This is a genomic window from Agrobacterium sp. SUL3 (assembly GCF_001263295.1).
Lineage (GTDB): Bacteria > Pseudomonadota > Alphaproteobacteria > Rhizobiales > Rhizobiaceae > Agrobacterium > Agrobacterium tomkonis.
Genome location: NZ_KQ414498.1, coordinates 180,684 through 201,675, shown reverse-complemented (window position 1 = coordinate 201,675; position 20,992 = coordinate 180,684). Strand labels below are relative to the sequence as shown.

The 20,992-nt window shown below is 60.6% G+C and carries 17 protein-coding genes and 1 tRNA gene; 6 read left to right on the top strand and 12 right to left on the bottom strand.

The window, feature by feature from the left end:
- Positions 1-59: 59 nt before the first annotated feature.
- From AKG12_RS01080 to AKG12_RS01065, 4 genes are all read right to left on the bottom strand, one after another.
- The gene (locus AKG12_RS01080; RefSeq protein WP_046800646.1) at positions 60-254 is read right to left on the bottom strand and encodes an NfeD family protein; all 195 of its coding nucleotides are present in this window, start codon (positions 252-254) and stop codon (positions 60-62) included.
- Between the two features lie 20 nt (positions 255-274).
- Positions 275-1,141, bottom strand: a complete 867-nt coding sequence (locus AKG12_RS01075; RefSeq protein WP_046800645.1) for a S49 family peptidase — start codon at positions 1,139-1,141, stop codon at positions 275-277.
- Positions 1,142-1,230: 89 nt separating this feature from the next.
- A complete protein-coding gene (locus AKG12_RS01070) occupies positions 1,231-2,031 on the bottom strand; it encodes a tRNA1(Val) (adenine(37)-N6)-methyltransferase (RefSeq protein WP_052817163.1) in 801 nt (266 codons plus the stop codon).
- A 6-nt stretch (positions 2,032-2,037) separates the two neighbouring features.
- Positions 2,038-2,268 carry a putative signal transducing protein gene (locus tag AKG12_RS01065; RefSeq protein WP_052817160.1) on the bottom strand — a complete coding sequence of 77 codons (231 nt, stop codon included), beginning with the start codon at positions 2,266-2,268 and terminating at the stop codon, positions 2,038-2,040.
- A 111-nt stretch (positions 2,269-2,379) separates the two neighbouring features.
- On the opposite strand from AKG12_RS01065, the gene AKG12_RS01060 reads away from it, so the two are divergent.
- The 4 genes from AKG12_RS01060 (at position 2,380) to moaB (ending at position 6,894) form a co-directional block, all read left to right on the top strand.
- A complete protein-coding gene (locus tag AKG12_RS01060) occupies positions 2,380-3,396 on the top strand; it encodes a polyprenyl synthetase family protein (RefSeq protein WP_035219036.1) in 1,017 nt (338 codons plus the stop codon).
- A gap of 190 nt (positions 3,397-3,586) precedes the next feature.
- Positions 3,587-5,431 carry a tetratricopeptide repeat protein gene (locus AKG12_RS01055; RefSeq protein WP_082178683.1) on the top strand — a complete coding sequence of 615 codons (1,845 nt, stop codon included), beginning with the start codon at positions 3,587-3,589 and terminating at the stop codon, positions 5,429-5,431.
- Between the two features lie 6 nt (positions 5,432-5,437).
- Positions 5,438-6,322, top strand: a complete 885-nt coding sequence (locus AKG12_RS01050) for a 4-(cytidine 5'-diphospho)-2-C-methyl-D-erythritol kinase (protein ID WP_052817156.1) — start codon at positions 5,438-5,440, stop codon at positions 6,320-6,322.
- A gap of 26 nt (positions 6,323-6,348) precedes the next feature.
- Positions 6,349-6,894 carry a molybdenum cofactor biosynthesis protein B gene (gene moaB / locus AKG12_RS01045; protein WP_052817154.1) on the top strand — a complete coding sequence of 182 codons (546 nt, stop codon included), beginning with the start codon at positions 6,349-6,351 and terminating at the stop codon, positions 6,892-6,894.
- A 292-nt stretch (positions 6,895-7,186) separates the two neighbouring features.
- Here the strand turns inward: moaB and AKG12_RS01040 are convergent, their stop codons facing one another.
- The 5 genes from AKG12_RS01040 to AKG12_RS01015 all read right to left on the bottom strand — a co-directional run bounded on the left by AKG12_RS01040 (position 7,187) and on the right by AKG12_RS01015 (position 12,566).
- The gene (locus tag AKG12_RS01040; protein ID WP_052817151.1) at positions 7,187-8,062 is read right to left on the bottom strand and encodes a dienelactone hydrolase family protein; all 876 of its coding nucleotides are present in this window, start codon (positions 8,060-8,062) and stop codon (positions 7,187-7,189) included.
- 124 nt (positions 8,063-8,186) lie between these two features.
- A complete protein-coding gene (gene adhP, locus AKG12_RS01035; RefSeq protein ID WP_046800638.1) occupies positions 8,187-9,215 on the bottom strand; it encodes an alcohol dehydrogenase AdhP in 1,029 nt (342 codons plus the stop codon).
- Positions 9,216-9,363: 148 nt separating this feature from the next.
- Positions 9,364-9,765 (bottom strand): MAPEG family protein, encoded by a 402-nt coding sequence (locus AKG12_RS01030; RefSeq protein ID WP_052817836.1) that lies wholly within the window; start codon positions 9,763-9,765, stop codon positions 9,364-9,366.
- Positions 9,766-9,879: 114 nt separating this feature from the next.
- Positions 9,880-11,385 (bottom strand): IMP dehydrogenase, encoded by a 1,506-nt coding sequence (guaB, locus tag AKG12_RS01025; RefSeq protein WP_052817149.1) that lies wholly within the window; start codon positions 11,383-11,385, stop codon positions 9,880-9,882.
- Between the two features lie 179 nt (positions 11,386-11,564).
- Positions 11,565-12,566 carry an MBL fold metallo-hydrolase gene (locus tag AKG12_RS01015; protein ID WP_046800740.1) on the bottom strand — a complete coding sequence of 334 codons (1,002 nt, stop codon included), beginning with the start codon at positions 12,564-12,566 and terminating at the stop codon, positions 11,565-11,567.
- Positions 12,567-12,774: 208 nt separating this feature from the next.
- On the opposite strand from AKG12_RS01015, the gene AKG12_RS01010 reads away from it, so the two are divergent.
- Entirely contained in the window at positions 12,775-14,172 is a 1,398-nt protein-coding gene (locus tag AKG12_RS01010; RefSeq protein ID WP_052817144.1) for an MDR family MFS transporter, read from the top strand.
- 25 nt (positions 14,173-14,197) lie between these two features.
- Here the strand turns inward: AKG12_RS01010 and AKG12_RS01005 are convergent, their stop codons facing one another.
- The 3 genes from AKG12_RS01005 to AKG12_RS00995 form a co-directional block, all read right to left on the bottom strand.
- Positions 14,198-14,938, bottom strand: a complete 741-nt coding sequence (locus tag AKG12_RS01005) for an RlmE family RNA methyltransferase (RefSeq protein WP_052817143.1) — start codon at positions 14,936-14,938, stop codon at positions 14,198-14,200.
- Positions 14,935-16,566, bottom strand: a complete 1,632-nt coding sequence (locus AKG12_RS01000; protein ID WP_052817141.1) for a Ppx/GppA phosphatase family protein — start codon at positions 16,564-16,566, stop codon at positions 14,935-14,937. Before AKG12_RS01000 ends, AKG12_RS01005 begins: the two co-directional genes overlap by 4 nt.
- 228 nt (positions 16,567-16,794) lie before the next feature.
- Positions 16,795-16,871 (bottom strand) — tRNA-His (locus AKG12_RS00995).
- Between the two features lie 314 nt (positions 16,872-17,185).
- Here AKG12_RS00995 and AKG12_RS00990 point away from each other — a divergent pair.
- On the top strand, positions 17,186-20,938 hold the full coding sequence (locus AKG12_RS00990; protein WP_052817139.1) for an ATP-binding protein: 3,753 nt from the start codon (positions 17,186-17,188) through the stop codon (positions 20,936-20,938).
- The last annotated feature ends 54 nt before the right edge of the window (positions 20,939-20,992 follow it).

Sequence of the window (20,992 nt, the reverse complement as noted above, 5' to 3'; positions counted from 1 at the left end):
TGGGTTAACCTGTGACTTAAGCCCCGGTGCCCGCGAAACGCGTCGCTTCGCGCCCGCGGTTACGCATCATCCTCGCGCTTGACGCGATATTCGCCCGTCTCGGGGTCCTTGATCAGCGTGCCGATAGCGCCGGTTTCGCGTTCCTTTTCGCGCTGTTTCGATTTTGCAGACAGCTTTTGCGCATCGCGCACAAAGCGGCGGTAAAGGATGATGGATCCCACCACCAGAAGGATGATTGTAATCAGCTGCGCCATAAGGCTCTATTCCCGCGACATCAAAGACCGAAACGCGACCACAATGCCTTTTCTTCGGCAACCTCCGCAAGTCCCGAGACTGCCCCGGCAGCGAGCCTTTCGCCATTCAGCCCGAGTGCCGCATTCACGCCCGGCACTTTTTTGCCGAACAGGGTGCGCCCACCGCTGACGAGCTGGAGCTTGACCTTTTCGCCGTAACGGCGGCGCAACACCTCGCGCATATCGCCCAGCCCGTCGATCAGGCCAATATCGAGACCGCGCATGCCGGTCCAGAACAGGCCGGAGAAGATCGTCTCGTCGTCCACCAGCTTCGCGCCGCGGCGCATCTTCACCATATCGATGAAAACATTGTGGATTTCGACCTGAAGCGACTTCAGGTAGTCGATATCGCCTTCCTTTTCCGGCTGGAAGGGATCGAGGATGACCTTGTTTTCGCCGGCCGTGTAGACGCGACGCTCCACGCCGATCTTCCGCAGCATTTCCGGAAAACCGAAACCGCCGGAGACGACGCCGATCGAGCCGACGATGGAGGTGGGGTCGGCAATGATCTCATCACCGGCAAGCGCGATCATGTAGCCGCCGGAGGCCGCCACATCCTCAACGAAGATCAGGACTTTCTTTTCGTTTTCCTCGGCAAGCTGGCGGATGCGATTATAGATCATCCGCGCCTGCACCGGAGAGCCGCCGGGAGAGTTGAGCGAGATGGCGACGGCCGGCGCGTCCTTGATGGCGAAGGCCTTTTCAAGCAGCGGCGCATAGGAGGCTAGATTAAGCGCGGGACGAAACTGGCTGCCGCCCGCCATGATCGCACCATGCATGCGCACGACAGGGATGACGAGTTCTTTTTTGCGAAAGCGTTTCGGTACCAGATACTTCAAAAAACCCACAACTCAATCCTCGCAGCATTTGCCTATTCGTCAGGCATGTATGTATCGCCCGGGAAAACACAATGGTGCGGCCAGCGGAACGGCGATATTTATAAGCCGGGTTTGATTGCCTTTACATTGCGGCGATAGGCGATACGGCCATTGTTCAGGTCGTCCACGAAGGGGGTAAAGGCGTGGCTGTCAGTCGCATGCATGATGAGCGGGGCCCGAAAAGACAGCCTCGCCCGCGAGCCCTTTATGGCGGTAACCAGCATGCGCACCGCGTCCTCGCCGGGACGTGGATGAATGAGGGTAATCTCCATGCCGCCGAAGCGGCTGCCGCAGGCGGCAATGATGTCCGCAACCGATTGTGGCCGTGCAATCAGCGACAGCTGCCCGCCCGAAACCATGATCGCACCTGCGGTTCTGATCCAGTCCTCGAACAGGCCCTGCGTCATGGCGTGGGCTTCGGCCTTCAGGGCGTCCGGCGTGCGGCGATCACCCGCATCATTATAGGGCGGGTTCATGATGACGTGATGGAAATAATCATCGGGCAAGCCCGCCTCGACACGCGCTTTCGCCCGCAGCGTCACGTCGGCCTCGCGCACGCTTAGCCGAGCGGAAAAGCCAGCATTTTCAGGCAATAACAGGCTGCGGCGGGCAAAATCCGCCATTTCCGGCGAGCGTTCGTAGAGCGTCACCTCGGCCGTCTCCAGCCGGGCGGCAACCGCAAAACCCGCCGCACCTGCGCCCGCACCGAGATCGGCAATCCGGCAGGGGCGGTCATCGGCCACCAGCGAGGCCAGAAGCATGGCGTCCATGCCGGCGCGGTGCCCCCTGCCCTTCGGCTGAAGGATGTGAAACCGGCCCCGGTGAAAGGCGTCAATCGTTTCGGAAATATCGTCGCCCACGTCGCCTTAAGCCTCTTCGCCCCGCAACTCGTCGCCCAGCCCGGCATCGACGAGGATGCGCCGCCCCTCATCGGCACGCTCCTCTTCCACAAGGAACCTTCGGGGCAAAAGGCCGAGCGAACCTTCCAGAATGCTCATCGCCTGATCGGCAACAAGGCAGTGGATGCCGGCGTCCTTCATCAGGCTTTCAGCGAAGGAGAGCAGCACGGCATCGTTGGTACGGATCAATTCACGCATGGATAAGCCCTAAATTCCCATCTTTTTGAATGGCTAGCGGCAATTCGCCCCTTGCCGCGCAAGGCGCCAGTTTTTATTGTCGAATTCAAATTCGAACAGGAGTCCTGTCCCTTGGGCGTCGTCATACCGCTTGAAGAAAGCAAAAACAAACTCGCATCCGTCAAGCCGCTTGTCGACCTGACCCGCCCCGACATGGAACGGGTGAACCAGCTTATCCTCTCCAAGGCCGGTTCCGATGTCCAGATGATACCCGAGGTGGCCAACCATCTGATCTCATCCGGCGGCAAGCGCCTGCGGCCGATGCTGACGCTCGCTTCGGCCTCGATGTTCGGTTACGAGGGCGACCACCACATCAAGCTCGCCACCAGCGTGGAATTCATGCACACCGCGACGCTTTTGCATGACGATGTGGTGGATGAAAGCGACCTGCGCCGCGGCAAATCCACCGCCCGCACCATCTGGGGCAACCAGGCGAGCGTTCTCGTCGGCGACTTCCTGCTCGGCCAGGCCTTCCGCATGATGGTGGATGTCGGCTCTCTCGATGCGCTCGACGTGCTGTCCACCGCCGCTTCTGTTATCGCCGAGGGCGAGGTGCTGCAGCTTTCGGTCGCCAAGAACATGGAAACCACCGAAGACGATTATCTGCAGGTGATTCGCGCCAAGACCGCGGCCCTGTTTGCGGCTGCGGCGGAAGTCGGCCCGATCGTTGCGAAGACCGACAAGGCCACCCGTAGCGCGCTGAAATCCTACGGCATGAATCTCGGCCTTGCCTTCCAGCTCGTCGACGATGTGCTGGATTACGGCGGCAAGTCCGCCGATCTCGGCAAGAATACCGGCGACGATTTCCGCGAAGGCAAGATTACGCTGCCGGTCATCCTTTCCTATCGTCGCGGCACGCAGGACGAGCGCGCCTTCTGGCGTAACGCCATTGAAAAGGGCGAAAGCAGCGACGAGAACCTCGAAAAGGCGCTGGGCCTGATTACCAAATATAATGGTCTTGGCGATACGATCGGCCGCGCCACACATTATGGCACCATTGCCCGCGATGCGCTGGCCCCGCTGCCGCAGAGCCCGTGGAAAAATGCGCTTCTGGAAGTGATCGACTTCTGCATCGAGCGTCTGAACTGAGGCTGAAGGCCCACGCGAACGGCGGATGGGCAGGACCATCCGCCCGATGTTTCGGGCCGGATTTTTCGCAAGGCGCAATTGTGGCCGGGCCATAATTTCTTGCGGGGTTGCTTCAAAAAAGCCATTCTATCGTGACCAAACAATGGAAACTGATTTTTCCGTGCATTCGCACAAAGGCAAAGGTTCCCTCATGCGGCGTAAACCAGCACTTCGTCTTCTCTGCAGCGCGGCTCTTGCCGCCGCTCTCACGATTGGTGCGGGTGCAAGCCCCGGCTTTGCTGAGACAAAGGCGAAAACGGAAGACAAGGCCGTCACCTTCGATCCCGGCAAGGTGAACACCTTCTCCGGCGCTTTCCTTGCCGGTCGGAATGCCGATGTCGACCAGGATTATCCGACGGCGATTTCGCTCTACAAGAAGGCGCTGGAATTCGATCCGGCCAATACGGAAATCCGCCAGCGGCTGATGATCGCCGAACTTCTGAGCGGCAATTTCGAGGCTGGCGCCAAGATCGCCGATTCGATGAAGGACGATACGTCCGTCGAACGGGTGACGACCATCGTGCGCGGCCTTGACGCCATCAAGGACAAGGAATTCACCAAGGCCGAAAAAATCCTGAAATATACCGGCCCGAACGATCTTGACCGCATGGTCAACACGCTTTTGACCGCATGGGCGCGTGCCGGTTCCGGCAAGCCGAAGGAAGCGCTGGCGCTCGTCAACAACATGAAGGGCCCGGGCTGGATTTCGATCTTCCAGAAATACAATGCGGCCGCCATCGCCCTTGTCAGCGGCAATATCGATGCCGCCCGGAAAAGCCTCAACGAAGCGGTGACGGATCGCGAAGGCGGCGCAACGGCGTCCGATACCTATATGCGCGCGGTGATGGCGCTTGCACGCCTGGAGGCTTCCGCTGGCAACAGGCAGAAGGCGCTGGATGCGATTGCGGTCGGCGATACTTTCGCGCCCAATTACGCGCCGCTGAAAGCGCTGCGCGAAGCAATCGAAAAGGGTGAGAAGCCGGAACAGCAGATCACCAATGCCGTGGAAGGCGCCGCCAGCGTCATGTTCTCCATTGCCGGGGCATTGAACCGTGAAGGCGCCGAGGAAATCGTCACGCTTTATCTGCAGACGTCACGCGCGCTCGATCAGAAAAGCCCCGATACGCTTATTCTTCTCGGCGGGCTTGCTGAAGCCATGAAGCAGCCTGAACGCGCCATCGTGTTTTACCGCGATGTGCCGAAGGATTCGCCGATGTATCGCATCTCCGAGCTGCAGCTCGGACTGACGCTCGCGCAGACCGGCAAGGTGGATGAGGCGCGCCAGCACCTCAAATCCCTGCTTGAATCCGACCCGAAGGACGTCCGCTCCTACCTCGCTTATGGCAGCGTGCTTTCGGACGCCAAGGACTATCGCGCCATGGCCGAAAATTACGACAAGGCCATCGAGGTTATCGGCGCCGTGCCGCAGAAATCCGACTGGTCGGTGTTCTTCCAGCGCGGCATCGCCTATGAGCGGCTGAAGGAATGGGACAAGGCCGAACCGAATTTCAAGCGGGCGCTGGAGTTGAACCCGGAGCAGCCGCAGGTGCTGAACTATCTTGGTTATTCCTGGGTGGATAAGGGCATCAATCTCGACGAAGGCATGAAGATGATCAGCCGCGCCGTCGAGCTTCGCCCCAATGATGGTTACATCGTCGACTCGCTTGGCTGGGCGCATTATCGCCTCGGCGCTTTCGATGACGCCGTGACGGAGCTGGAGCGGGCAATCGAACTCAAGGCCGGCGACCCAACCATCAACGACCATCTGGGCGACGCCTATTGGCGCGTGGGCCGCAAGATCGAGGCCGTCTACCAGTGGAACCGTGCCATGATCGGCGACAGCGATGACGTGGACAAGGCGAAGGTGAAGGAAAAGATCGCCAACGGCTTGCCGCCGGTGGAAAAAGATGCCGAAAACACCGCCAAGAAGGATGCCGCGCCGCAGCCGCCGGCTCCTCCGGCACCGACCGCTCCTACCCCGGACAAGAAATCCTGACGCCGCATGCGTGTGCATGAGGTTTCCGGGGCCACCGAGACCATCGAGGCGGCCCCGGCAAAAATCAATCTGGCACTGCATGTGACCGGCCAGCGGGCGGATGGTTATCATCTGCTCGAAACGCTGGTGACATTCACCGAGGCCGGCGACGTGATCCGTATTCGCGATGCGGATGCCGATGCCTTCTCTATCTCCGGCCCTTTCGGCGATCACCTGCGTACCGACGATGGCGGCGACAATCTCGTCACCCGCGCCCGGGACAGACTGCGTGATGCGCTTGCGGCCACGGGTCAGTCAGGCCGTCCGGTTGCCATTCACCTCGAGAAGAACCTTCCGGTCGCCTCCGGCATTGGCGGCGGTTCGGCAGATGCGGCGGCTACCTTTCGGGCGCTTCTGCGGCACTGGCAGGTTACGATAGAGCCGGAAAGACTGGCATCGCTTGCGCTCACACTCGGCGCGGATGTGCCGATGTGCCTTGAAAGCCGGTCCCTCATCGCACGCGGCATTGGCGAGGAGATCGAACCGGTCTCCGATCTGCCCTGCCTGTTTCTGGTGCTCGCCAATCCGCTGAAAGCCGTCTCGACGCCGGATATATTCCGACGCCTGCAAAACAAGACCAATCCCCGCCTGCCGGCACGTGCGACAATTGGCTGGGTGGATTTTCTGGCGCAAAGCCGCAACGATCTGCAACCACCCGCGCAGACGTTGCTGCCGGAGATCGGCGAGATCATCGACATGCTGTCGCAGGAAGATGCCGCGCTTGTCCGCATGTCCGGTTCGGGTGCGACCTGCTTCGGGGTTTTCCATTCCTTCGATGCCGCCCGAAACGCGGAAACATCGCTTCGGAAGAAACGCCCCGGCTGGTATTTTCAGGCGACGCGGACCATTTGAGGACCATATAATTCGAGGATAAGGCCATGGCAGGCGAAAGACCCTTCATTCCCCTTGGCATTGCGGTTTTGACCGTGTCGGACAGCCGCACGCTGGAGAACGACAAATCCGGCGATACGCTCGTCGCTAGGCTGGAGGAGGCGGGACACCGTCTCGCCGCGCGCGCCATTGTACCGGATGACAGGGCCGCCATTTTCAACACCGTGCGTGACTGGACGCTGGCCCCGGGCGTAGATGTGGTCATCACCACCGGCGGCACCGGTTTTACTGGCCGCGACGTGACGCCCGACGCGCTGGAACCGCTGTTCGAAAAGCGCATGGACGGGTTTTCCGCCCTCTTCCACCGCATCTCCTATGACAAGATCGGCACTGCCACCATCCAGTCGCGGGCAACCGGCGGGGTCGCCAACGCCACCTTCATCTTCGTGCTGCCCGGCTCGCCGGGTGCGTGCAAGGATGCCTGGGACGGTATCCTCAAGGCCCAGCTGGATTATCGCCACCTGCCCTGCAATTTCGTGGAGATCATGCCAAGGCTGGATGAGCATTTGAAGCGTGGGAGTGGTGGGGTTTAGAGCATCCCCTGAGATTGGGCCAAAGGTGCGTGGGGCTTTACCCCCCTCTGCCCTGCCGGGCATCTCCCCCTCAAGGGGGGAGATCAGCAGGAGGGGCTACCTCCACTTCATTCTCAGACTATGAGATGGGCGAAACCTATCCGCGTATCGATCTCCCCCCTTGGGGAGATGCCCGGCAGGGCAGAGGGGGGTAAGCCCCACGCACCTTTGGCCCATTATAAGTGGACAACATCTAGAGCCTTTCCTCCTTCCCCGACGGGAAGAAGGAACAAGCGGCCACCTCGAAAACCCATCACCCCAGATATTTCTTGAAAAACTCCACCGTCCGCCCCCAGGCGAGATCGGCGGCCTTCTTGTCGTAGCGTGCCGAGGACGTATCATTGTTGAAGGCGTGGTTGACGCCGTCATAAACGAAGATTTCGAAGGTCTTGCCGTTTTCTTCCAGCGCCTTCTTATAGGCATCGATGCCGGCATTGATGCGCTCGTCGAGACCCGCATAGTGCAAGAGCAGCGGCGCCTTGATATCAGGCACATCGGCCGCCGGGGCTTGCTGACCGTAATAGGCGACGCCAGCATTCAGGCCGGCCGATTTGGTGGCGAAACGGTTGACCAGCCCACCACCCCAGCAGAAGCCGACCGCGCCGACCTTGCCGTTCGCACCCTGCCGGGCCGCGAGCCACACCCGGCCCGCTTCGGCATTGGCGACCGTTGCGTCCATGTCGAGGCCGCTGAACATTTCCCGCGCCTTGTCCTCATCGGCAGGCGTACCGCCCTGCGGGGAGAGGAAATCGACCGCAAGCGCCCTGAAACCGGCGAGCGCCACACGCCTTGCCACATCGCGGATATGGTCGTTCAGGCCACGATTCTCGTGGATGACGATGACGGAGCCGATGGGGCCGGAAACGGATTTCGGCGTAACGAGATAACCCTTCATCTCCCCACCGGGGGCAGGATATGCCACCTCTTCCGCCACGATCCCCGCATCGTCAGGCGCGACGATGGCCGCACGGGCGCTATTGGCCGAAAGAAGCGGCGCGATCGCCGCCGCAGCAGCGCCGGAACCGGCAAGTACTGTGAGTTTTTCCATGAATTTGCGGCGGTCGAGGCTGAGATGGGTATATTCATCGTAAGCGTCGATCATGGCCTGCGTAATCTTCGGCTTGTCCATCACCCTGTCCTCCTTGAGCGCGCGGATGCGGCAGGGAGGATAACGCAGATCGCCCCGCGGGGAACGGGGTGGGCGGAAGCGGCGCCACACTTTTGCGTGAGCGCCGCAACCCATGTCATTTGTCTCAGGCGGCGAGGTCGACGACGATACGGCCGTCGATCTTGCCCTCTTCCATGCGGTGGAAGATATCGTTGATGTTTTCGAGCTTGTCCCAGGAGAAGTGGGCCGCCACCTTGCCTTCACCGGCAAAGGTCAGCGCTTCCTCCAGATCCTGCCGCGTGCCGACGATGGAGCCGCGCACCGTGATGCGCTTCAGTACCGTGTCGAACACCGGAATGGAGATGAAGCCCGGCGGCAGGCCGACAAGCGCCATAGTGCCCTTGGAGCGCAGGAAGCCGTAGGCCTGCTCCATGGCCTTGGGCGACACTGCCGTCACCAGCGCGCCATGGACGCCGCCGGTCGCCTTCTGCACCTGCTCCACCGCGTCAGGCGCACGACCATTGACGACGACATCGGCCCCCAGTTTTTTCGCAAGCGCCAGCTTGTCATCGAAAATATCGGCGGCAACCACATGCATGCCCATGGCCTTGGCGTATTGCACGGCCATGTGACCCAGGCCGCCAATGCCTGAAATGACCACCCATTCACCGGGCCTGACCTCGGTTTCCTTGAGGCCCTTATAGACGGTGACACCGGCGCAGAGCACCGGGGCCGCCGGGCCGAAGTCCAGATTGTCCGGCAGGCGGCCGACGAATTTCGGATCGGCAAGGCCATATTCGGCAAAGCTGCCATTGACGGAATAGCCGGAATTCTTCTGGCTCGGGCAAAGGGTTTCCCAGCCGGTGCGGCAGGGAATGCAGCATCCGCAGGCGGTATAGAGCCAGGGCGTGCCGGCGCGGTCGCCTTCCTTGATGCCGGTGACGCCAGCGCCGATTTTCGCGACATAACCCGCACCTTCATGGCCGGGAATGAAGGGTGGGTTGGGTTTGACCGGCCAATCGCCCGTTGCGGCGTGCAGGTCGGTGTGGCAAACGCCCGTCGCCTTGTAGTTGATGAGAATTTCACCGGGGCCGGGATCCGGTATCGCCACTTCCTCGATGGTCAGCGGTTTTCCAAACGCGCGGACGACGGCTGCCTTCATTGTTTTCGCCATGACATACTCCTCAATCTCTGCTCGCCTGAAATCCTCGACGGCAGGCAGAGATTAACGGGGATGGGACGTCATGGAATTGACCCATCGCAAATCGGGTGATTTTAAAGGCGCGATTGTCTCACTTATGAGGCAACCTGACGGTGCTGTTTCATTCCAGCGCCAACCAGATGGCGAGCCATGCCCACAGGCACACGATGAGGGCAAAGCCGATGCCGAACAATGCCCCGCGGTGACGCAACCGGTTACTGGTAACGTGGACATAGGAATGGGCATAACGCGAGAGCACGAACAGCCAGGCGAGCACGATGGTGACGATGTTGTCCGCATCGGTGATGTAGAGCAGCAGGCAGGCGATATGAAACAGGACGGGAAGTTCGAACTGGTTGGCGATATTGCGGTTCACCAGATAGCTTTCCCGCGCTTCCTCACTCTTGTCGCGAAGACGAATGGCCGATTCGCGATCCGTGAAGGTATATTTCTTGCGACGGTAGAGCAGCAGCCCGTAAAGCCAGAAAACGAGAAAGACATGGGCGATCATCGGCCAGAACATTGCGGTCGTCGGTGACATGTTTTCTCCCCCAATCATGAAAACGCTTCCCGATCCGGCTGGAATCGGGAAGCGCCAAATACTCAGTCTATCTTCTTACGGATTCGGTTCGAAAGATCAAACCGCGCCGGGATAGTTCGGGCTTTCGCGGGTGATCGTCACGTCATGGGCGTGGCTTTCACGCAGGCCAGCGCTGGAGATGCGAACGAAGGTGGCGCGCTCCTGGAATTCCTTGATGTTGCTGCCGCCGACATAACCCATGGCAGCCTTCAGGCCGCCGGCCAGCTGGTGCAGGACGCCGGAGACCGGTCCCTTGTAGGGAACCTGACCTTCGATACCTTCCGGCACGAGCTTCAGCGTGTCACGCACTTCGGCCTGGAAATAACGGTCGGCAGAACCGCGCGCCATGGCGCCAACGGAACCCATGCCGCGATAGGCCTTGAAGGAGCGGCCCTGATAGAGGAACACTTCACCCGGGCTTTCATCCGTGCCGGCCAAGAGCGAGCCGATCATGACGGCGGAAGCGCCGGCAGCGATTGCCTTGGCCAGATCGCCCGAGAATTTGATGCCGCCATCGGCAATGACAGGGATGTCAGCCGCATTGGCCACTTCGACCGAGGCCATGATCGCGGCAAGCTGCGGAACGCCGACACCGGCGACGATGCGGGTGGTGCAGATGGAACCGGGGCCGATGCCGACCTTGACGCCATCGGCGCCAGCATCGATCAGCGCCTTGGTGCCGTCAGCGGTGGCGACATTGCCGGCGATGATGCGAACCGAGTTCGACATCTTCTTGACCACGGAAACAGCATCCAGCACGCGCTGCGAATGGCCGTGTGCGGTATCAACGACCAGAAGGTCGACGCCGGCATCGATGAGGCGTTCGGCGCGCTCGATGGCGTCAGCACCGACGCTGATGGCGGCGGCGGCGCGAAGGCGGCCCTGCGCATCCTTGGTGGCGTTGGGGTTCAGCTGCGACTTCTCGATATCCTTGACGGTGATGAGGCCGACGCAATTGCCTTTTCCATCCACCACCAGCAGCTTTTCAATGCGGTGCTTGTGCAAGAGATGGCGGGCTTCCTGCTGGTCGACGCTGCTTTCCTTGACCGTGACCAGGTTTTCGCGGGTCATCAGTTCGTAGATCTTCTGCTGCGGATCGGAGGCGAAACGCACGTCGCGGTTCGTCAGGATGCCGACGAGCCGGCCGTTCTTGTGGCCACCGGCACCGCCGTTTTCAACCACCGGAATGCCGGAAATGCCGTGCGCCTTCATCAAGGCCTGGGCTTCGGCAAGCGTCGCATCCGGGCCGATTGTGACCGGGTTGACGACCATGCCGCTTTCGAACTTCTTCACCTGCCGCACTTCTTCGGCCTGTTCGATGGGGGTCAGGTTGCGGTGGATGACGCCGATGCCGCCGGCCTGGGCCATGGCGATGGCAAGGCGGCCTTCGGTAACCGTATCCATGGCGGAAGACAGGATCGGCAGGTTGAGATCGATATCGCGGGCGATGCGGGTGGCGATATTCGTCTGCCCCGGCATGACTTCGGAATGCCCGGGCTGCAGCAACACATCGTCAAATGTGAGAGCGTCCAAACCAGTGGGTGTTTGAATGATGCGTGCCATGACCAAATTCCTTCATACTGAAAATGCGTGGCCGTTCCGGAACGAAAAGTTCACCCCGGCGCCCTGCAAGGATTGCTTGGAAGTTGGCGAGGGCTGGTAACACGTTCATGACAGGAAGGGAATAGAAAAAACCCGGAATAGCCTTCCGGGTTTCCTCTGTTGCTGCATTGCAGCAGATATCAGATATCGAACTGGTAGGATTTCGGCACGAAACGATAACCCGTATCCAGCTTTTCCGCATAACCGACGGAAGGGAAAGGCATGTGATAGCCGAGGAAGGGCAGACGGTCGGTGGCGATCATGTCATAGACCTTCTTGCGGGTGGCGGCGGCCGCTGCCTTGTCCATGTCGAACTTCACTTCCCAGTCCGGCCTTTGCAGCGACAGGACGAAATGGTTGGCAGTATCCGCCGTCAGGATCAGCTGCCTGCCTTCCGATTCGACACGGAAAATCATGTGTCCCGGCGAATGGCCGAAAGCCGCGATGCCGGTGATGCCGGACACCACATTGTCGCCGTCACCGATGAAGGTTGCCTTTTCCGCCAGTGGCTTGACGTTGGCGATAACGCCCTTGTGCCCACCCTCGGCAGGCGTGCCGACCCGCTTCTCATCCGTCCAGAAATCATATTCCGCCTGACCGACCACGTAACGCGCCTTTGAAAAGGCTGGTGCACCCTTTTCCATCAGTCCGCCAATATGGTCGCCGTGCATGTGGGTCAGCACGACAACGGTCACATCCTCCGGCGTGTAACCGGCCGCCGCCATGCCTTCGATCAGGCGGCCATTGCCGGCGCCACGGCCGGCCTCGCCGAAGCCGGTGTCGAACAGCACAAGGTCTGAGCCGGTATTGACGAGAACCGGCGAGAAGGAATTGACGAATTGGTCCTTCGGCAGAAAATTGTCTTCCAGCAGTTTACCGACCGTCTCCGCCGATTGGTCAGTGCCGAAGGTCTCGCCCGGATTGGGCGCGGCGCGCGCGCCGTCCTTCACGACAAGCACTTCGAAATTGCCGAGCTTGAAGCGGTTGGTTTCCGGCGGCATGGCGTGTTTGATCTCCATTGAGGTTTGTGGCTGGTTGGTCTGGGCCGTTGCGGTGCGCGCCATCAACAGCGGCGCGCCGAGGACGGTTGCACCGGCCGCACCGATGAGGCCGCGTCTGCTCATGCTCAAGGATTGGGTCATCATCTTGTCTCCGATTTCGCCAACTGGCCATTATCACCAACTGAACTCACCCAACGGACAATAGAGCGAGAAAGTTGCAAGAAAACCGGCCTCACGCAGGTTTGATCGGAACTTCCGAAATTGATAATTAACGTGTTGGCAAGCCGGCCTATCAGGCGTAGGAGGAACGGCGATATCCTTGTCGCAGCGGAAAGCCGCAGGCAGCCTCATGAACCGCATCATTCCCCTGATCCTGGCAGTCGCTCTCTTTATGGAGCAGATGGACTCCACCGTCATCGCCACCTCGCTTCCGGCGATTGCAGCAGACCTCAATGTCGGACCGATCACGCTGAAGCTCGCGCTGACCGCCTATATGGTGGCGCTGGCGATCTTCATTCCCATCAGCGGCTGGATGGCCGACAAATATGGCGCGAAGAAAATCTTCCGTTTCGCCATCGGCGTCTTTGTGGTCGGGTCGATCTGTTGCGCGGTCTCATCGTCGGTGTTTGAATTCGTGCTCTCGCGTTTCCTGCAGGGCATGGGCGGTGCGATGATGACGCCTGTTGGCCGCCTCGTTCTCCTGCGCACGACCAAGCGTAGTGAACTCGTTTCCGCCATGGCGTTGCTGACGATACCGGGACTTGTCGGGCCGCTCACCGGTCCGCCGATTGGCGGCTTCATCACCACCTATTTTTCATGGCACTGGATTTTCCTGATCAACGTGCCCATCGGTATCATCGGCATCTGGCTCTCGACCATCTTCCTGCCGGAAATCGAAACCACCAATCCCCCGCCGATGGATGGCAAGGGGTTCGTGCTCTCAGGCATCGCCGCTTCGGGCGTGGTATTCGGTGTGTCGGTGGTCAGTCTTCCGGCTCTGCCACCCGCCATCGGCATCGCCTCGACGATCATCGGTTTCATCTGCGGATTTCTTTACATGCGCCACGCCGCGCGCCACCCCGCCCCCATTCTGGATTTCCGGATTTTTCAGAATGCGACGTTCCGGGCGGCCTCCGTTGGCGGCACGATCTTCCGCATTTCAACGGGCGCCATTCCCTTCCTGATGCCGCTGATGTTGCAGATCGGCTTCGGGCTCAACCCGTTCCAGTCAGGCATGATCACCTTTGCCGGTGCGATTGGCGCGATCACCACAAAATTCATGGCCAAGCGGGTGTTTGCGGCAACCGGGTTCAAGTCAACGCTGATCGGGGCCGGCATCGTCGGCGCCTGCACGACACTCGCCAACAGCTTCTTCACGCCTGATACGCCCTACCCGCTGATCATGATCTTTCTGGTCACGGCCGGATTTGCCCGGTCGTTCTTCTTCACCGGATCAAACGCGCTCAGCTATTCCGATATCGAGGACAGTCAGGCCAGCCAGGCTACCTCGATGGCCTCGGTGCTGCAACAGATCAGCCTGGCACTTGGCGTGGCATTCGCCGCTTCCATTCTGGAAGTCAGCAGCATGATGTCGGGTACGCATCTTCAGCTCGCCGATTTCCACATCGCCTTCACCATCGTGGCGCTGGTTTCGCTGTTCGCCATCGTGCCGATTATCCGCATGGACGCACAGGCCGGGGCGGCCGTCTCCGGCCACCGCGGCAAGGTTTCGCAACCGGCGGAGTAACAAGGTTTCGCAACCGGCGGATTGATCAGTCTTCAGCCGCTTGTTCAGCGTCGGCATCGATAGCGGGCTCGTTCTTGCGGCCCTTGAAGTGCTTGGCAAGCAGGAACATCTCGACCGATTCCGAGCGTGACGACGCCGGCTTGATGTGCAGCACCTGCTTGAAGTTCTTCTTCAGCATGTCCAGCAGCGCCTTTTCGGTGCCGCCCTGGAAGGTCTTGGCCAGGAAATGACCACCTTCCGCCAGCACCTGAACCGCAAAATCGGCTGCGACTTCGCACAGATGCATGGTGCGGATGTGGTCGGTCTTCTGGTGGCCCGTGGTGGGCGCCGCCATATCCGACAACACTAGATCGGGCGTGCCGCCGACAGCTTCCATCAGCTGGTCCGGCGCGGTCGGGTCGAGGAAGTCGAGCTGCAGGATCTTCACGCCGGGGATCGGATCGATTTCGAGAAAATCGATGGCCGCAACGCGGATATCATCCTCGGTGGAATCCGTGACCTTGGAGGCGATCTGCGACCAGCTTCCGGGTGCGGCGCCAAGGTCGATGATGCGGGTCGCACCCTTCAGAATCTGATGCTTGTCGTTGATTTCCAACAGCTTGAAGGCGGCGCGGGCGCGATAGCCTTCCAGCTTGGCGCGCTGCACATAGGGGTCATTGATATGACGCTCCAGCCAACGGCGCGACGAGGCCTTGAGCTTGGTCTTCTTGACCTTCTGGCCGATCTTGCGGCCGGTACGATTGGTGCTTGTCGGCGCCTTGCTCATGTCAAACCTTCCGTTCTGTCCTGCCGTACCATCTGCATGCGCCTTATGCGGTTGCGCCGCCAAGCGCCGTCATCCGCCATCATATCCGTCAAAAGCCCTTCGCGCAGGCCACGATCGGCCACCCGCATGCGGCGTGACGGCCAGCGGCGGCGAATAGCCTCAAGAATGGCGCAACCCGCCAGAACCAGATCGGCCCTGTCAGGACCGATGCAGGCATTGGCGGCGCGGCCGGCGAAATCCCATGCCAGAAGCTTGTCCTGCATCGCTGTCACCTCGGCATCGGAAAGCCAGAGGCCATCCACCTTGCGGCGATCATAGCGCGGCAGATCGAGGTGAACACCCGCAAGCGTCGTCACCGTGCCGGATGTTCCAATCAGGTGGAAATCCTCGTGATGCAAATGCGGCGCCAGAGGCGGGCAATGGAAGGCATCCAGCAGCCCTTCAACTTCCCGCACCATGGCGGCAAAGACATCAGGCGTCACATCACGGCCGCCATGGCGTTCCGAGAGCGTGACGACGCCGACCGGAAGCGAGGTCCAGTGGGTGATGTGGTTGGCGAGCCGGTTCGACCGGTTTTCACCGACCTTGATGACGGCGATTTCCGAAGATCCGCCGCCAATATCAAACAGCACAACGGAGCGTGCTTCACGCCCGACAAGCGAGGCGCAACCCGAGACCGCAAGCCGGGCTTCCGTCTCGCGGCTGATGATTTCGAGTCTCAAGCCGGTTTCGCGGGTGACGCGCGACAGAAACTCTTCACCATTGGTAGCCGCACGGCAGGCTTCGGTGGCGATCAGCCGCATGCGCCTTATCGGGCGACCGGAAAGTTTCGCCGAGCAGACCTTCAGGGCTTCGACGGCGCGATCCATAGCGTCGTCGGAAAGCCGGCCGGTGGACACCAGCCCCTCGCCCAGCCGGACGATGCGCGAAAAGGCGTCGACGACCCGGAACTGGCCGGGACGTGTCGGCTGCGCGATCAGCAGGCGGCAATTATTGGTGCCGAGATCGAGCGCCGCATACATATCCGCCGGCGTGTCCTGGCCATGCTCGTGATGACGACCCGCCTGACGTGCGGAATCCGATTGCTGCCGGTGCGGATCCGGAGAAGCCCCGTTGGCGCGACCGTTCTGCTTGCCGACATGTCTCGGTGCCTGGGAGGGAACCAGCGGGCGCCCCTGCGGATCCCGTCCACGCGGATCGCGGTGAGCCCGCTTGCGGTTGCGCGATTTGCGAACACCGCCGGGCGGTGCGGAGGATGGATTTGTTGCGTCCGTTGCAACTGGATCCTGCGCCTGTTCACCGGATGCAGACACACTCTGCTGGGTGGACGCGCCTTTGCCGCGAGAACGCCGCCGGCGCTTTCTCTTGCGTGGTTCGGCATCCGGCTCGAGAGCCGACACGTAGGGAGAACCGGCCGGAACATCCGCGGCAACATCATGCGACAGCACAGCGGCGTCACGGGGCTTCCCGTCACGCTTGTGTTTCTTGCCACGACGGGATCGCTTCGCTTTCCCTTTGTTCGCCACCGATGCCCCTTGGTCCGACGGCTTTGGGCCGTTTCCGGGGTCGATCACTGTCTTGTCCATTTCGCCGCGCACAAGCGAAGACGCTATGCTGCTGGCTTTCATAAGGTTTCGTTGGGCAGACAATACCAGCGCAAGAGATTTTAGCCAAATGGTTTTTCCCGTACCGAAAACGGCAAAGGTTCACATGCGATGAGAAAGGCAGGCGCGGACTGCCACAATCGCTGTGATCATTTTCGCGAACTTTTGAAAACCGGGATATCAGACAGGGAGAAAAATACTCCCATCTCCCGGTAAGTCGTTGTGACATATAGACTTATCGGGAGAAGGGAATGGTACGGTTGAGTGGGGTCGAACCACCGACCTCAGGTGCCACAAACCTGCGCTCTAACCAACTGAGCTACAACCGCACATGAAACGCCGAAGCGGCGTCACGGGGGGTGACATAAAAGGTGTTTCCCCCATTTGCAAGTGCCTCTGTGAATTTTGCGAAAAAAGGCGTCGAAAGGCAAGCGCTTTCATTGCGCCCAGACGGATAAGGGGCGGAGCCAAGGCCTGTTCATGTTAACTCTGTTTGGCGATTCATCCGCCGGATGGTGGACCCCGCCGGCCTGTGAAGTTATTTAAAATTCTGTTAACGTGGTGCCATAGCGGGTTTACCTTTCAGCTTCATGAGGAGGCTGAAAAGCCCTCGAGGTCCGGTAGTGCCAGAATAGGTTTCGACATGCCCGCCGTCCAGTATCCCTTTATCGATATAGCAGTGCATGAACGGGTGCGTGAAGGTTTCGGGCGCGGCGAGGCGATGGCTTTGTTTTCGCTCGACCTTCAGAGCGCCCTTTGGGCCAACGGCCGGGGTGCGGCTTTGTTCGGCACGCCGATGGTCTACGATTTTCTGGAACAGGGCCCGAAGCGGCAGGATGTGACCTTCCGGCAGCTGGCGGCAACGGCGGCACGGCTTTCCCAGGCGGGCGACAGCCTGCCGTTTACCATTCGCATCAATGCCGGGTTCCGCAGCATTGCCGTGACCGCCAAGGCGGAAATCATTGAAGCGGAACCGGGCCAGCCCGCAATACTGTTTTCCGCCCTTACCGATCAGGCCGCGCCTGACACGGCGGAATGCGCCCGGCGCATGATCGAAGGTTTTGACGACCCCGATATTCATATGGCGGTTCTGAACGGCGAAAACGAGATTATCGCTGCTTCGCCGCGCTTCTCGTCACTCGGTATTACGCCGCATACGGCAAGGACGCTGGTGCGCATGGCCGCAGGCCAGTCCGGCCATCTCGTCAAACGTCCCGTACCGACCGGCAAGGGTTATCTGCCGGCGGCTACCGGCCAGATCACGGCGTCACCCGAACTCAACCTGATGTTCGTGGTCGAGACCGCGCTTGGTACGCTCGATCCCGTCAACGGTTTTGCTGAAGACAAGCCGCAGGAAGCACCGGCTGCCGTTCAGCCAGTTTTGCCGGCCGCAGAGGCCGCACCTGTTGCCGCAGCCGCGGCCTCCTTTGATTCCGTGCTTGATGCCGTCGCCGGTATCGAGGATGTGGAGGACGTGCCGGAACTGCCTGCCGATATCGAAGACGAGATTGTGGCGGAACAGGAACTGGACGCCGTTCCCCTGCCGGCAGAAGAACAGGCCGAGACCCTGCTGGATATTCCTGTCGAAGATGCCGATGCCGCCGCGCAGGAGGCCATGACGGACGATATTGCCGATCTCTTCGAACTCGATGCAGATGATGAAGAGGCGCCGACAATCGAGCGTGCCGCCGGTCACGACCATGCTGAAGAGGCATCGGAAGAAGCTGAGAGCGCACCAGCGGAAGAGATCACCGAAACCGTGACTGCTCAGGCCGCCGCGCCGGCGGAAGGGGATATCCCGGCGGAAACGGAAGCCGCAGAAGAAGCGCCGGCTTTTGTGTTTAATGCCGGTGCGCGCGCATCCCGTTTCGTTTGGAAAATCGATGCAGAGGGGCGCTTCAGCTCGATTTCGCATGAATTCGCAGAAGCTGTCGGCACAAAGGCGGCGGCTGTCGAAGGCATGGGCTTTGCCGATGTGGCCGCGCTTTTCAATCTCGATCCGGATGGCAAGATTCGCGAACTTCTTAGCCGTCGCGACACATGGTCGGGCAAGACGATCTATTGGCCGGTGGAAGGCACCTCACTGATGGTGCCGATCGACCTCGCCGCCCTGCCCACCTATACGCGCTCGCGCGAATTCGACGGATTCCGTGGTTTCGGCATCGTGCGGCTTGCCGACGCCGCGCAAGATCCGCATGCCACCGGCCTGACCTTCCTGGAAGGTGAAGAGATTTTTCCGACCGAGGCTTCGCCGCAACCGGACACCGAGGATGAAAGCCACGAATTGCTGGCTTTTCTCGATGAGGATGACGCCGCCGAAGACGATGCTGTTTCTGCCGGTGGCGATGAGACCCCGGTCGAATCTGACGACACCGCCGGCGAGGTGACGGACCAAGACCAGCATCCCGATGACAGCCCGGCGCAATTCGAAGCACCGGCACCCGCTCAAGAAACTGAGCCCTCCTATTCCGACAAGGTCGTTCATCTGGAAGAGCGCCGCTCACGCTCGAGAGAGGGTCTGACCGCAGGCGAACAGGCCGCCTTCCGGGAAATCGGCCGGACACTTGCGCCCATCGATGCCCTTGCGGACGAGAACCGCAAAGCGGACGAAGAGGCTTATTCCGCCGCGCCGGTTCCGCAGGATAGCCGCGAAGATATCGCCCCGGAAATGCCGGAGGACAAAACGCAGAACGTTCAAGAGGCTGCCAAGGCAATCGAAACGGCCGAAGAGGACGACCTTTTCGCCGATTATGTTCGCGGTGAGCGGCCGGCTACCGCCCCAACGCCGACGACTGAAATCGATACCGGCGAGAAGGAAGGCACCACAACGGACCTGCAGCCGACGGCCGATATTGCCGCCGCGATGGTTAGCCCTCCCCCTCGCCCCGCTGGTATACTGACGGCCGAGACACTGGATCAGATGCCGGTGGCGCTTCTTGTCCATGCCGGCGACAGGCTGATCCACGCCAATCCGGATTTCCTGCGACTGACGGGCTACACTTCGCTTGAGGAACTCCAGGACGTTGGCGGGCTGGAAGCGCTTCTGCAGCGGCAGGAGCTGGACGAGATGCCTGACAATGAGGGCGGCATGGTCGTGGTCAGCGCCGAAAACGACATCATTCCGGTCAAAGCGCGGCTGCAGTCCATCCGCTGGGAAGAAGCCAAGGCACTGATGCTGTCGCTGGTTCCGCTGGAAGAAAAGCAGACGCCGGTTGCAGCGGCGAACGAAAATACGGCAGCAACAGCGGGTGAAGAAGCCGGCAGTGTTTCCGTGCTGCAGGGCGAAGTCGAGGAACTGCATTCCATTCTGGAAACCGCCACCGACGGCGTGGTTTTACTGGGAGACAACGGCGAAATCCGCTCGCTCAACCGTTCCGCCAGCGCGCTGTTCAACTATGACAATGGCGAAATCGCCGGCAAGCCCTTCGTCACCCTGTTTGCGCATGAGAGCCAGCGCGCCGTGCTGGATTATCTCTCCGGCCTTGCCAATAATGGTGTGGCCAGCGTGCTGAATGATGGCCGTGAGGTGATCGGCCGCGAAGCGTCAGGAGGTTTCCTGCCGCTGTTCATGACCATCGGGCGGCTTAAATCCTCGCATGGCTATTGCGCCGTCATCCGCGACATTACCCAATGGAAGCGCACGGAAGAAGAACTCCGCAACGCCAAGCGCGCGGCGGAAACCGCCAATGCCCACAAGACCGATTTCCTGGCCCGCGTCAGCCATGAAATACGCACACCGCTCAACGCCATTATCGGCTTTGCCGACATGATGGCGACCGAGCGATTCGGGCCGATCGGCCATCCGCGTTATGCGGAATATTCCAATGATATCGGCCGCTCCGGCCGGCACGTGCTCGATATCGTCAATGATCTGCTCGACATTTCCAAGATCGAGGCCGGGCAGATGGATGTGGATTTCATCGCCGTGCCGCTGAACGAGACGGTGGCCGAAGCGGTCTCGCTGGTGCAGCCGCAGGCCAACAATCAGCGTGTCATCATCCGCACCGCACTGTCGCAATCCGTGCCGCAGATCGTTGCCGACCTGCGCTCGATCAAGCAGATCGTGCTGAACATTCTGTCCAACGCCATCCGCTTCACGCCCTCCGGCGGCCAGATCGTGGTGTCTACGGCCTACGAGGCGAATGGCAGCGTCTCGCTGCGCATCCGCGACACCGGCATCGGCATGACGCGGGCGGAACTGGAACAGGCCATGAAGCCATTCCGGCAGGTGGCCTCATCCAGCAAGCGCGTGCGCGGCGACGGCACCGGGCTTGGCCTGCCACTGACGAAGGCGATGGTGGATGCCAACCGGGCAAATTTCTCCATCACCTCGACGCCGAATGAAGGCACGCTGGTGGAAATCACCTTTCCGTCGCAACGGGTTCTTGCCAACTGAGGTCATGCGGGCGTAGCAATGCGAAAGCCACCGGCGGAATGATCGCCGCTCGAG